This window comes from uncultured Streptococcus sp., from assembly GCF_915066115.1.
Taxonomy (GTDB): Bacteria; Bacillota; Bacilli; order Lactobacillales; family Streptococcaceae; genus Streptococcus.
The window spans coordinates 1-13,888 of sequence record NZ_CAJZDT010000037.1 but is presented as its reverse complement, the minus strand read 5'-3'; the positions used below and the strand labels follow the sequence as shown (position 1 = coordinate 13,888).

General features: G+C 35.5%; 13 protein-coding genes. All 13 read right to left on the bottom strand.

Annotated features, from left to right (window positions below):
* Window positions 1–51: 51 nt before the first annotated feature.
* The gene (gene ftsH, locus QZ565_RS04060; RefSeq protein WP_049500431.1) at window positions 52–2,010 is read right to left on the bottom strand and encodes an ATP-dependent zinc metalloprotease FtsH; all 1,959 of its coding nucleotides are present in this window, start codon (window positions 2,008–2,010) and stop codon (window positions 52–54) included.
* A 15-nt stretch (window positions 2,011–2,025) separates the two neighbouring features.
* The gene (gene hpt, locus QZ565_RS04055) at window positions 2,026–2,568 is read right to left on the bottom strand and encodes a hypoxanthine phosphoribosyltransferase (RefSeq protein WP_000892176.1); all 543 of its coding nucleotides are present in this window, start codon (window positions 2,566–2,568) and stop codon (window positions 2,026–2,028) included.
* Window positions 2,569–2,572: 4 nt separating this feature from the next.
* Complete coding sequence (gene tilS / locus QZ565_RS04050; protein WP_295525979.1) at window positions 2,573–3,850, bottom strand: tRNA lysidine(34) synthetase TilS; 1,278 nt, start codon at window positions 3,848–3,850, stop codon at window positions 2,573–2,575.
* Window positions 3,847–5,115: a class A beta-lactamase-related serine hydrolase gene (locus QZ565_RS04045; protein WP_261048888.1), complete on the bottom strand. Its 1,269-nt coding sequence runs from the start codon at window positions 5,113–5,115 to the stop codon at window positions 3,847–3,849. The genes tilS and QZ565_RS04045 overlap by 4 nt, the downstream gene beginning before the upstream one ends.
* Window positions 5,108–5,230 carry an SP_0009 family protein gene (locus QZ565_RS04040; protein ID WP_020902316.1) on the bottom strand — a complete coding sequence of 41 codons (123 nt, stop codon included), beginning with the start codon at window positions 5,228–5,230 and terminating at the stop codon, window positions 5,108–5,110. Before QZ565_RS04040 ends, QZ565_RS04045 begins: the two co-directional genes overlap by 8 nt.
* A gap of 4 nt (window positions 5,231–5,234) precedes the next feature.
* The gene (locus QZ565_RS04035) at window positions 5,235–5,603 is read right to left on the bottom strand and encodes a septum formation initiator family protein (protein WP_000041905.1); all 369 of its coding nucleotides are present in this window, start codon (window positions 5,601–5,603) and stop codon (window positions 5,235–5,237) included.
* Complete coding sequence (locus QZ565_RS04030) at window positions 5,596–5,862, bottom strand: RNA-binding S4 domain-containing protein (RefSeq protein WP_295525974.1); 267 nt, start codon at window positions 5,860–5,862, stop codon at window positions 5,596–5,598. Before QZ565_RS04030 ends, QZ565_RS04035 begins: the two co-directional genes overlap by 8 nt.
* 57 nt (window positions 5,863–5,919) lie before the next feature.
* Complete coding sequence (gene mfd / locus QZ565_RS04025; RefSeq protein WP_261035058.1) at window positions 5,920–9,423, bottom strand: transcription-repair coupling factor; 3,504 nt, start codon at window positions 9,421–9,423, stop codon at window positions 5,920–5,922.
* Window positions 9,424–9,993, bottom strand: a complete 570-nt coding sequence (gene pth, locus QZ565_RS04020; RefSeq protein ID WP_000163936.1) for an aminoacyl-tRNA hydrolase — start codon at window positions 9,991–9,993, stop codon at window positions 9,424–9,426. It lies immediately after the preceding gene.
* A 73-nt stretch (window positions 9,994–10,066) separates the two neighbouring features.
* The gene (ychF, locus tag QZ565_RS04015; protein ID WP_001218713.1) at window positions 10,067–11,182 is read right to left on the bottom strand and encodes a redox-regulated ATPase YchF; all 1,116 of its coding nucleotides are present in this window, start codon (window positions 11,180–11,182) and stop codon (window positions 10,067–10,069) included.
* Between the two features lie 235 nt (window positions 11,183–11,417).
* Window positions 11,418–11,612 (bottom strand): DUF951 family protein, encoded by a 195-nt coding sequence (locus tag QZ565_RS04010; protein ID WP_042751911.1) that lies wholly within the window; start codon window positions 11,610–11,612, stop codon window positions 11,418–11,420.
* 64 nt (window positions 11,613–11,676) lie between these two features.
* Window positions 11,677–12,813: a DNA polymerase III subunit beta gene (gene dnaN / locus QZ565_RS04005; RefSeq protein ID WP_000581173.1), complete on the bottom strand. Its 1,137-nt coding sequence runs from the start codon at window positions 12,811–12,813 to the stop codon at window positions 11,677–11,679.
* A 158-nt stretch (window positions 12,814–12,971) separates the two neighbouring features.
* A partial coding sequence (gene dnaA, locus QZ565_RS04000) for a chromosomal replication initiator protein DnaA (RefSeq protein WP_295525960.1) occupies window positions 12,972–13,888 on the bottom strand: 917 nt, incomplete at its 5' end.

Genomic DNA, 13,888 nt, shown 5'->3' with positions numbered 1-13,888 from the left:
CCCTTTAGCTCCTCAACTGCACAAAAAAGAGAGGTCTTGCCTCTCTCAGGGTTATTTTTCGTCATTCATTTTTGACTTTACTTCATCATAAGATAATGCATGAGATTCCTCTTCTACGGTTTCAGGCATCTTTCCTGTTTCATAAAGAGCTTTAATTTGTGTACTATCCAATGTTTCGTATTTCAATAATGCTTCTGCAATCAACTTGTGAGTTTCACGATTTGATTGGATGATTTCAGCAGCTTTATTTCGTGCTTCATTTAATAATGAACGAACTTCTTCGTCAATTTCATAAGCTGTTTGTTCTGAAATTGATTTTTGAGGACTCTGTGCACCAAACATAGCATGGTTTCCTTCATATTGTACTGGGCCAAGTTTTTCACTCATACCGTACTCTGTAACCATTGCACGCGCCATTTGTGTCGCTTGTTCAAAGTCGTTTGAAGCTCCTGTAGTTTGGACGTTAAAGATAATTTCTTCAGCTACACGTCCACCCATTAAACCAGCCAATTGCTCTTTCATATCTTCTTTAGAAAGAAGCATTTGGTCTTCCTTAGGAAGTGCAATCATATATCCTCCGGCACGTCCACGCGGTACGATGGTAACTTTATGCACAACACGAGCATTCGACAAGACTAGACCAACAATGGTATGTCCTGCCTCATGGTAGGCAACCAATTCACGTTCTTTTTGTGAAACTGTCTTATCTTTCTTAGAAGGACCAGCAATAACTCTATCTTCTGCTTCATCAATATCTGAGGCATCAATTACTGATTTATTGCGACGAGCAGCAACTAGAGCTGCTTCATTCAATACATTCTCTAAATCAGCACCAACAAAACCTGGAGTTTGTTGGGCAACTAATTTCAAATCAACATTTTCCGCTAAAGGCTTGTTCTTAGCATGAACTTTCAAGATTGCTTCGCGACCTTTAACATCAGGACGGCCAACCAATACTTTTCTATCAAAACGTCCTGGACGCAAAAGGGCAGGGTCAAGTACATCTGAACGGTTTGTCGCAGCGATGACAATAATCCCTTCATTTCCCTCAAAACCGTCCATCTCAATCAAGAGTTGGTTCAAGGTTTGTTCACGTTCGTCATTACCTCCGCCAAGACCGACTCCACGTTGACGGCCAACAGCATCAATTTCATCGATAAAGATAATAGCTGGTGCTGCTTTTTTGGCATCTTCAAAAAGAGAACGAACACGACTAGCTCCAACTCCGACAAACATTTCTACAAAGTCAGAACCTGAGATACTAAAGAATGGAACACCTGCTTCTCCGGCGACTGCCTTAGCAAGTAACGTCTTACCTGTTCCCGGAGGTCCCTCTAGAAGGACACCTGCTGGAATACGGGCTCCAAGTTTTGTAAATCGTTTTGGATCTTTTAAAAATTCAACAACTTCAACTAGTTCTTGTTTTTCTTCCTCAGCTCCAGCAACATCTGAAAATCTTACTTTAATATCTTCTTTATTTGCAGCTTTAGCCTTACTACGTCCAAAACTCATCGGGTTACGGCTATTATTTCCTCCCATATTTCCCATCATAGAAAATAGAAAGAAGAAAAGAATACCGAATGGCACAATGGATACAAGAATATTAATCCACATACCACTTGAACTTTCATGCTTAATAGTTACTTCCGCTTTATGGTCAGAAGCAAGCTTTTGCAATTCTGATACTGTAGTATCTGAAGGAAGAATAATACTTGAAAATTTCTCTACTGTTGTAGCAGAAGGAGAAAAGAACTGGATACCTGTTTCTTCTTTACTTGTTTTAGGATTTTTATAGACACCCGAAACCTCGATAACACTTCCATTTGGTTGGTAGGTTAATTCTTTTACATTGTCATCGGTAATTTCTTTTACCAATTCTGTATAATTAATTTGCTCACTTTTCCCTGCAACACTACCTGTACTAAAATACTGGTAAGCTGTAACTAGGAAAAAAATAAGTAATAACCATAGAAAAGGATTTTTAATTAAACCATTATTTTGTTTTTTCATTAAAAATTGTTCTTTCTAATTTGAATATACTTCTTCTTTCAATACTCCAACATAAGGAAGGTTACGATAATTTTCTTTGTAGTCTAAACCATAACCTACTACAAACTCATTTGGAATAGTAAAGCAGGTATAGTCAGCCTCAATTTCTACAACACGTCCCTCTGGTTTATCCAACAAGGTTGCAATATTAACAGAAGCTGCTTCTCTTGCAATAAACATATCTCGCAAATTCTTCAAAGTTTGACCTGTATCAATGATATCTTCTACAAATAAAACATGTCTTCCTTTGATATCTTGAGTTACATCTTGCTTGATATTAATGACACCACTACTTGCTGTTCCACCATGATAGCTAGAAACCATCATGAAGTCCATTTCAATATGTGTGTCGATATGTTTGACTAATTCAGCCATAAAAGGAATAGATCCTTTTAAAATCCCAACTAAGATTGGATTTTTTCCTGCATAGTCTTTAGTGAGTTGAGCACCTAATTTTTTAGCAGCTTCTGTAATTTCATCGTGTGAAACGAGGATTTTTTTAATATCGTTTTCTAACATTTTTTTACCTATCTATTTTTTCTATATAAAGTACAGTGTTCATTATATCATTTTTCGTGTTTTTACTCAAATTACTGGTCGCAATTCCCAAAATTGAGACAATTTCACCAAATTGCTCAATAATCAGAGATGATTTTCGCTTTTCCATAGGGATTTTCAAATCAATAAATAGACGTCTGAGTTTTTTTCTATGCCCATTTTGAATCAAAAAATCTCCTGTTTTTCGATGACGAATGTGTATTGAGGTTTCCCGTGAAACAGGTACCTGCTGAATTAATCCACCTTCTAAAGGAAGTCCAAAGGAAAATAAATAACCTTGGTAGGATACCTGATTTTGATAGTGTAACACAAGTTCATCTTCCTTTTCATCAGACTGAGGACTGATTTTACAAATCCGAAACTGTTGATACTCTTTTACTAATTCATAACCATTTTTAAGCGGATGACGATACTGGCTTTTAGATTTTAAAATCTGCCGAACTTCTTCAAACTGAGCTTTTGTGAGATTCAAATCTGGAAAACGATTCAGATAAGTTTGAAGTAAAACTCTTTGTGTAGACTCAGAGTAAGACAATAGCTGCTCTAAATTTTCTACATCAATATTCTTTGATAATTCAGCTATAGCTAAGTCATAATCTAAAATTTCATTGCCGATGCTTAAGATTGCATCTCTAAATCGAGGATTTTCTTTTTCTAATTCTGGTAAATAAGAATTTCGAATACGATTGCGAAAATAATGATTTTCCTGATTTGATGTATCTTCAAAGTGAAAAATTGGTGGAAAGTCTTTTTTCTGAAAATGCAAGAAGGGACGAATTATTTCTATCTCTCCGACTACTTGCTTCTCCTTAATTCCTGATAGATAGCGCAAACGAGTTCCTCGAATCAAGCGCATTAAAATCGTTTCCACCTGATCATCAGCATGGTGGGCAGTGACCAAAGCTGTCGCACCTGTCTTTTTCATGACCTCTTGAAAAAAATCATAACGAAAATGTCGAGCACGCGCTTCTGAAAATTCTCCTGAAAAATCGCTGATATAAATAGGAAGCTCTGCTTCAGCAGCTAACTTCCTTAATTCCTGTTCTTCCCAATCTGATTCTACTCTCTGCTTATGATTCACATGAGCTAGAATCAATTCAATTTCTAACTCTTTTTGATACGTAGATAACACCTTAAATAGAAACATAGAATCTAATCCACCAGAAAGAGCTAGCATCACCTTAGCATGCCTTTTGAAATATCCCTTCTTGAGAAAATGATTTAAAAAATCTTGTTTCCTCATTTTAGAACCTCATAAACATCCTTGGCTATCTTAGAAATCGTATCATAATCAGAATTTTTAGTGAAAATAGAAAGAATAAATGGAGAATCTGCATAGACAACACCTGTATCATGCTTAAATTCATCCGCATCTCCAATTTTATGAGCTACTTTAACAGAAACACCTTTGGCAATTCTCTCATTATCAAAATCTGTTTTAGTCAAAGAATCCAATACAAATCCATTTTGATTATAAATAGCTTCCATGACCTTCCCAGCCATCTTAGAAGAAATCAATTTTTCTTTGGAATCCCAATCATCTCCCATAATAGCAGACATCTTGGATTTGAATGTGGCATCAGATTGGTTTGAAATGTAATATCCCAATAGATTATGAGCTACATTATCAGATTCTTTAGATACTTTCGTAATTAAATCCTTTAGAGAATACTCTTTATTATCCTCTTTTTTAGGAAGACTACCACTTCCCTCTGGTTTATAAGAACCCGGAAAATCATTGACTGCAGATACGTATTTTACAGTCGTATCTAACTGATAAAGACCTTCATTTATTTTTTCTTGCGTATAATAAAGATAAGGGAGTTTCAAAACACTAGCTGCATACATCTTTTCATCTTGATTGATACCAGCTTCTTTTTCAGTAGTCAGTTGCTTAACATAAATAGAAAATGAATCCTTCTGATATTTTTCCGATAACATTTCTTGGACTTTACTCATCCGATTATCTTCTTCAGAAGTTGATTCTTTAGCTACCCATCCAGTCTGATCAATATGTAGAAATTCTCTTCCTTCTACAAACATGGTCTTATCGATTGATACCTGAGAATAAGCTGATAAGGATGATTTCACTTCTTTTAAATCATAAGGACTGTTATACAGTTTAAAATCAGATTCTAACCATACTTTTTTTATTGTTGGAGTTACCTCTGACTGATCATATAACAATCGTTTGTCTGCAGCAATAAATTGATGGTTGGATAACTTAAATACTGGAATTCCTTGTTTATTTAAACGCCACTCGGTTATTTGAAAACTTGTTTTTGGAGTCAATTTTCCAGATTCTACTACTAAATCTTCATTCGCATAAACAGGAACTTCTCCATAAACCATAGGAAAACTTAGCTTTTCTCTAAAATAAATACCAAAGTCAGATTGTGAAAGGTAATAAATTTCTTTCGAAGTATAGACGACTTCTTTTTCTGTGCTAACGACTTTTGAAATGGTCAAAAAACTAGGTAGCAACAAAATAATTAAGAATTTACGCATTCTTCCTTTCCTTTTCTTCTTGTAAACGCAATAGTTGATTTTTATCAGACAACTCTTCTAGTTTTTCATCCGATAGACTCAAAAATTGCTCAATTACGTCTAATAAATTTTCCATTTTATCACCTTGGGAGCAAGTCAGGAATCGTATAAACAGCTTCCCGATTCTTAGAATAATAATATTTTGCACGCATGTATTTAGCAGCGTAATCTTCATCTTTCAACTTTGTAGCAAAAGCTGTCTCTTTCTCCTTTTCCTCACTCAAGGTTTGATACTGAGTTTGCAAGTCTGATAACTGTTGACGTCTTTGGAGTAATTGATGATAACTTTGAGCAAGATTATAAGTTGGTAAAATGAACAATAAAATCATCAAAATAAGAACCCAACCCATGAAACGATTCCGTTTTTGTCGTTCCTTCATCAGATAGCGACGACGTTGGTGTTCATTTTGAATAAAAGAATTATTCAATTGTACGATATTTTTAGACATTTTCTTCTACCCGTGTTTCACTGATAATTTCATACATGCCTGCTGCATCTTCTTTTTTTGTACTATCTTTCATCTCCAGTACTTTTACAAGTAGCAACTTATTTCCAAAGCGAATTTCAACTTGGTCATTAACTTTCAAATCCGTTGAACCTTTTGCCAAGATTCCATTTACCTTGATTCTGCCTTTATCTGCTACTTCTTTTGCGACTGTACGACGCTTGATAATTCTTGATACTTTTAAATATTTGTCTAATCTCATTTTTATTACCTCAAATTATTATTGTATCATTTTTATCTACTTTATAGAAGAAAAATGTTAAAGGGAATTGCCTTCTTTCGACACTTTTATCTCTAATAAACTTTCTCCAAAAATGAGTAGACCTTCTAAAATTTCATAGTCCTTCTTGTTTCGAACATCAAATACAACTTCCATTAATCCCTTATTCTCAGCTATGGCTGCTTTTAAATTCGTTGCGGATAAAGCTTTAAAATAATCTTGAGCCAAAAACAGTCGTTGAGTGACTTTTTCAAATTGAACTGTAATCTTATTCTCTTTTCTTTCTACACGTTGAACAAAGACCTTGTCCAAATATGACTTGACTAAACCAATCTCTAAAAGATAAGCAACCACATCTGGGTATTCTCCAAAACGGTCCATCAGCTCTTCTTGTAACTCCTCATAATTGACACGGTTGTCAATTTGACGAATTTTCTTGTAAATTTCAATCTTATGTCGTTGATCAGAAATATAGGTATCAGGAAGATAGGCATCAATTTGTAAAATCAACTCAGAATTCCCTTTGGTTCTTGTGTTCACATTACCATGTCGTTTAGCAATAGCTTCCTCCAATAACTGCGAATACAATTCAAAACCAACAGAATCAATGAAACCAGACTGGGATTTTCCTAAAAGATTTCCTGCTCCGCGAATCGAAAGATCTCGCATTGCAATCTTAAATCCAGAGCCCAATTCTGTAAATCCTTTGATCGCTTCTAATCTCTTCTCGGAGACTTCACTGATTGATTTTTCTGGACGATACATGAGATAGGCATAAGCAATACGATTACTACGACCGACTCTTCCTCTTAACTGATACAAGGTTGACAAGCCCATATGGTCCGCATTTTCAATAAATAAAGTATTAGCATTTGGAATGTCCACCCCTGTCTCAATAATGGTAGTAGTCACTAAAATATCATACTGACCTTCAATGAAATCCAGTAGAGTATTTTCTAACTGAATCTCACTCATTTGCCCATGAACATAACCAATCGAAGCATCTGGAATCAACTCCTGTAATTCGGAAACCTTCTGGTCAATCGTGTCAACTTTATTGTAAAGATAGTAAACTTGACCTCCACGCTCCATTTCACGCAAGACAGCATCACGAATCACACTATCATTCTTTTCTAAAACATAGGTTTGCACTGGATAACGATTAGTCGGCGGAGTTTCAATAACAGACAAATCTCTGATTCCCAGCATAGACATGTGAAGGGTACGAGGAATTGGCGTTGCTGTCAAGGTCAGGACATCTACTTGTTTTTTCAGTTCTTTCAAGGTTTCCTTATGCTTGACACCAAATCGCTGTTCCTCATCAATAATCATCAAACCCAAATCAGCAAACACAACATCTTTTGACAAAACACGATGCGTTCCAATCAAAATATCAATTTGACCATTTTTCAATTTTTCAAGTGTCTCTGCCTGCTCTTTTTTACTTCTAAAACGACTCAATACATCAATATTAACTGCAAAATTTTGGAATCGTTCCTTAAAATTCGTATAGTGCTGTTGCGCTAAAACCGTCGTCGGAACTAGAACGACAACCTGTTTGTGATCATTGACTGCCTTAAAGGCTGCACGCATAGCAACTTCAGTCTTTCCAAAACCAACATCCCCAACTAAAAGTCGATCCATTGGTTGAGAAGACTGCATATCTCTCTTGATTTCCTCAACACTACGAAGTTGATCATCCGTTTCAACATAAGGGAAGGCATCATCAAAAGCATGTTGATCCTCATCATCAGCTGAGAAAGCAAAACCCTTCAACTGACTGCGTTCAGAATAAAGTTTAATTAAATCGTCAGCTATATCCTCTACTTGGTTCTTAACTTTTTGCTTGGCCTTTTTGAAATGACCATCATTTAATTTATTGAGTTTTGGCGCTTTCCCATCACTTGAAATATATTTAGACAGTAGATGAATCTGTTCTACTGGGATAGAGATTTGATCCCCATTTTGATACTGCACACTGACATAATCGCGGTGTATCCCTTTGATTTCAATGGTTTCAATTCCTAAATATTGACCAATCCCATGGATATGATGGACAACGTAGTCCCCTTTTTCAAGTTCATTGTAATCTTTTAATCTCTCTGCGTTTGAAACATGTTGTCTTCGAAAACGACGTTTCAATTTCTTTTGAAAAATCTCATGTTCAGTTATCAATAAAACCTTTTCATCTACAAAATGAAAACCATGTCTGAGATTACCCTCGATTAAGTTTACAGATTCTTTACAAATACTTGACTTATCTCTAGAATCCAATTTAATCTGGTATTCCTCTAAAACATCCTCCAATGTTTTACTTCCCATTGAATTGCTAGACTGCAGGATAATAGTATAATCCATTTTTTTGTATCGCTCAATTTCTTCTTTTAGAAAAGAAAATTGATTAAAAAACTCCTGCATAGGATATTGATTAAATTGATAAATTTGGTCAAACTTGAGATTGCCTAAACCCTTTTGCAGATTAGAGAAAAAGGTAACCGGACTCTGTTTTTTATAGATTTGCTCTGTATCTGCAAAATACTGCATCTCAGAAAATGCTCTACTGTTCTGTAATTCTTCTGTAAAGTATTGTGCTAGTTCTCTTTCAAAGACTTCATACTGATTCATTAATTTTTGATAATCATCAAAGAATATTGGGGTATCTTTTTCAATATAGTCAAAAACAGTCCATGTCTTGTCATAACACAAAGATAAAAACTTCCTAGAATCTAAATGCATTTGTTTTTGATGAAAACTTGAAAGAATTTCTTCTAAGTATGATTTTAAAATAGGTGATAACGTTTTTGAAATTTGTTTTTCTAAAGCTGATTGTCCTCGTTGATAATCCTTTTCCCTCAAAAGCATATCACTAGCTGGAAAGATAATGAGTTCTGTCTGATTTTCTTTCGATAATTGTGTTTCGACTTCAAATGACCTAATACCATCGACTTCATCACCAAAAAACTCAATTCGGTAAGGTTCCAACTGGGATATTTCAAAAATATCTAAAATATCTCCTCGCAGACTAAATTCGCCTTGAGTTTGTACTTGTGTAACTTTTCGATAGCCTATCTCTTTTAACTGATGGATAAGTGCGTGTTGGTCATATTCTTCACCAACTGTTATTTTTACAATACTATCTTTAAATGCATTGGGAGACGGTAAAATCAATCGACTTGCTGCGATATTACAAACTAAAATCCCTTTCTTAGATGAATCAGTCAAAAAACGCAAGGCTTCAACCCGTGAAATGATTTTTTCTTGTGAAGACATCAAAAACTCGACCATAGGGGAGTCATCTACCAAAAATGGATAGACAAGTTCCTCACCCAAGATAGATATAAGATCACTAACAAGTCCTTCGGCTTCTCCATAAGTTGACGTCAATAACACAATCTTATCTTCCTGTCTCAAACTACTAGCAATTGCTAAAGTTTTTGTAGAAGTTGACAAGCCTAAGATTAATTGTCTTTTCTTATCTGTCAGATTTTGATGCCATTTTTTTATCTGATCATTTTCTGAGAATAAATCTAATAAGGTCACCATTTATCCGTTATACCTCTGCATCGTTTTTTCAAAGTTTTTCTCTTGTAAATAGTAGTTTACAGAATCGTCAACTTTGTCAATAGACTGTAAAATACCAATATAATCATCCTTGTCAAAAGTACTCAAAACATGGTGAACAACTGACATGCCATTTTTAGGTCTTCCGATTCCAATTTTAACACGATTAAAGGTTTGGGTTCCAATATGTTGAATAATAGACTTGATACCATTATGACCACCTGCTGAACCTTTTGCTCTTAAACGAATTTTCCCAACTTCCATGTCAAGGTCATCGTAAATGATGAGTAAATCTTCAATATCCAAACCATAATAAGTCAATAAAGCATGAACCGCTTTTCCACTTTCATTCATAAATGTCGTTGGTTTGACAAGATAAATTTTTTCTCCATTTAGGAAAAAGGATGCTAGGTCAGCTTGAAATATCTTATCGTGTGTAAAAGTGACATTCTGTTTCTTCGCTAGTTGGTCAATCAACATAAATCCAACATTGTGTTTGGTCTCAAAATATTTATCTCCTGGATTTCCTAATCCTACAAGTAATTTGGTCATTTATTTTTCCTTTCAAAAGCCAAAAGGGTTGGAATTTTTTTCCAACCTAATTGACACTATTTGTTAAATATTATTAGACATTAAAGCGGAATTCCATGATATCGCCATCTTGAACGATATATTCTTTTCCTTCTTCACGCAAGCGCCCAGCTTCTTTTACAGCCTTTTCAGATCCATATTTCACTAGATCCTCATATGACATAGTTACTGCACGAATAAATCCTTTTTCAAAGTCTGAGTGGATAATACCAGCTGCTTGAGGAGCCTTCATACCACGTTTAAAGGTCCAAGCGCGAACTTCTTTTTCACCAGCTGTGAAGTAAGTTCCCAATCCAAGTAAGTGGTAAGCTGCACGAGTCAACTTGTCAACGCCTGACTCTGTCAAACCAAGTGCTTCAAGAAACTCTTGCTTATCTTCTTCGTCTAACTCAGAAATTTCTTCCTCAGCACGCGCAGAAATAACGACTACTTCAGCATTTTCTGTCGCTGCGAATTCACGAATTTGTTTAACATAGTCGATAGAGTCAGGTTCTGAAACAACATCCTCATCCACATTGGCAACATAGAGCACTGGTTTAGTCGTCAAAAGGAAGAGACCTTTGACAACTTTTTGTTCTTCATCTGTAAATTCAATAGTTCGAGCTGATTTTCCATCTTCTAGGACTGGTTTAATCTTTTGAAGAACATTAAACTCAGCTACTGATTCTTTATCTTTTTGCGTACGTGCCATCTTTTCTACACGCGCATAACGCTTATTAACTGATTCTAAGTCAGCAAGAATCAACTCCAGGTTAATAGTATCAATATCTGCAAGTGGATCCACAAAAGCATCTTCACGTCCTTGCTCGCGCATCACATTTTCATCATCAAAAGCACGAACTACGTGAACAATCGCGTCTACTTCACGGATATTAGCCAAGAATTTATTCCCTAGCCCTTCTCCTTTTGAAGCTCCTTTTACAATTCCTGCGATATCTGTAAATTCAAATGTTGTTGGAACTGTCTTTTTAGGAGTGATCATTTCAGTCAATTTTTGTAGGCGTTCATCTGGAACCTCAACCATTCCAACGTTTGGATCAATCGTCGCAAATGGATAGTTTGCAGCCTCTGCTCCTGCTTTTGTAATTGCATTAAATAGTGTTGATTTACCAACGTTTGGCAAACCAACGATACCTGCTGTTAAAGCCATATTTTCTCATTCTCCGTTTTCATTTCAATCCCTAATATTATAACACAAAAAGGGAAAACTTGCTAACCCTCTAACTAAGGGTTCTCATACTCTTCGAAAATCTCTTCAAACCACGTCAACGTCGCCTTGCCGTATAGATAGAACTGACTTCGTCAGTTCTATCTGCAACCTCAAAACAGTGTTTTGAGCAACCTGCGGCTAGTTTCCTAGTTTGCTCTTTGATTTTCATTGAGTATCAGTCAATAATTTTATTCATCTTTCGATCAAAATCATAGCGTCCCATCATGACAATATGGTCACAATTACTGCATTTGATTTTTATATCTGCCCCTACACGCGTAATTTCCCAACGATTTGCTTTTTTACCTGTTGACTTGATTGTACAAGCATGTGGTTTTTTCATCTCTACAAAATTTCCAACTTGATACATACTACTCTCCTTTTCTTTTTTGATTATATCATAAAAGAGGCGAGCCAGGCTCAACCTCTTTTACTTAATTTGTACGAACTGGTGTAATGAGCTGCATGAAGTCCTCATCAGTGTCTGCTGGCACAAGAGTAAATGGACGAACAGCTGAGATAAAGCTAATGGTCACCTTTTCGCTATTTAAAGCTTTAAGAGAATCAATCAAGTAAGTTGGGTTGAAACTAATAGTCAAATCTTCACCAGTCACTTGATCAGTATCGATTTCTTCGTTTACTTTACCAACTTCTGGAGAGTGAACATGGGCGCTAACAACCCCATCTTTAATTTCAAGTTTCACAGTACCATTTTGAGTAGCACTTGATAAAAGGCGAGCACGTTCCATTGACTGGCGTAAGTTTACAACATCAAAAGTAATAGTAGTATTAAAGTCCGTTGGAATCAAACGATCTGTATCAGGATAGTTACCTTCTAACAAACGAGTATAGAAGCTAATATTTTCGCTTCTAAAGAGGATTTGATTGTTGGCAAAGAAAATCTCTACAGTTTCAATATCATCTGTAAATACTGCTGAAAATTCGCGTAGAGAACGGCTAGGAATCACGACATCAAAATCATCACTATTTTTTTCAAGAGTCAATTTTTTCTGGCTTAGCCGATGAGAGTCTGTTGCAACTGTTTTTAACTCTTTGTGTTGGCTCAATACAAAATGAACACCTGTCAAAATTGGACGACTCTCTTGTGTACTTGCAGCAAAAGCTGTTTCATTAATAATTTTCTTGAGCAATTTTGTTTCAAGAACCAAAGGAGTGCTTGCTGAAATTTCTTGGATTCGTGGGTACTGTTCGCTATCTTTTCCTTTTAGGGTAATTTCTGATTTGCCGCTGGTTAAGACAATTTGATTTTGTTCAATTTCTTTAAAATCAAGAGTTACATCAGGTAGACTGGATACAACATTGATAAAGAAAGAAGCTTCAAGAAGGATCGAACCTAAAGAAGTAATTAACAAACCAGCATCTTCATTTTTTTGAGAAATAAAATTTTCAATTGAAATTTGACCATTTGAACCAATTAAAGTAACACCTTCATTGGTCACGTCAATTTTTACGGTTGATAAAATAGGAATAGCATTTTTAGAACTAATAGCTCTCTTAGTAGTATTTAATGCTTGTAGAAATAAATTTTTATTAATTGAAAAATGAATCATGGATTCTCCTTTATTTATTTTTAGTATTAGAAGGATAATAGTAATAATAGAGTCTGTGAAATCTGTGGAAAACAGACTTGAAGTAAGTCCTATCAAGTTTTTTGGCTTGTTTAAAAAATGTGGATAAAAAAGATAAAAAAACGAAAGTTATCCACAAGCTATTTGATTTTCTTTTTGATTGATTCAATTTCTAAACGTAAATTATCGTCTTCATCAATCAAAGATTTAATTTTTGCATGGGCATGAATGACTGTTGTATGATCTTTTCCTCCAAATTCCTTCCCAATTTTTGGAAGACTATTATCTGTTAATTCTCTAGATAAATACATGGCTACTTGACGGGCCAAAACAATATTTTGAAGGCGTCTGCTTCCCTTCATTTCTTTGACACTAACACCATAGAAGTTCCCTACTTCAGTTTGGATTTTATCAATTGGAATGACGAGGATTTGGCTAACATCTTGTTTGCGAGCTCTAATGGCTTCTGCAGCGATATCGATAGTGATATCCTTAATCTTCTTCACTCTGGCAATTAAAGTGATGTCGTTGATTGCTCCTTCAAGTTCTCGAACGTTTGAATCAAATTGGCCAGCTAGGTATTCTAGGGTATCACTTTGGAAATTGTAGTCTAAATGCTCTGTTTTACTTTGTAAAATGGCAATACGTGTTTCAAAGTCAGGTGGTGTGATGTTTTGCGTCAAGCCCCAGCTAAAGCGCGTGACAAGTCTTTCTTCAAGGCCCTCTAAGTGTTTAGGGCTACGATCACTGGTCAGAACAATTTGTTTTTGATTGTTATGGAGAACATTGAAAGTATTGAAAAATTCTTCCTGAGTTGCAACTTTTTTTCCACTCAGCGATTGAATATCATCAATTAACAAGAGATCGAGGCTACGGTAGGGTTTTTTGAACTTATCCATTTCACCCAGTCTAAGATGTTCAAGAAAGTCGTTTATAAAGCTTTCAGCAGGGATGTACTTCACACGCGCATCAGGAATATTTTTCAAAATCTCATTCCCAATTGCATTGAGTAAGTGAGTCTTCCCAAGCCCAGGTCCTCCACAGATAAAACGCGGTG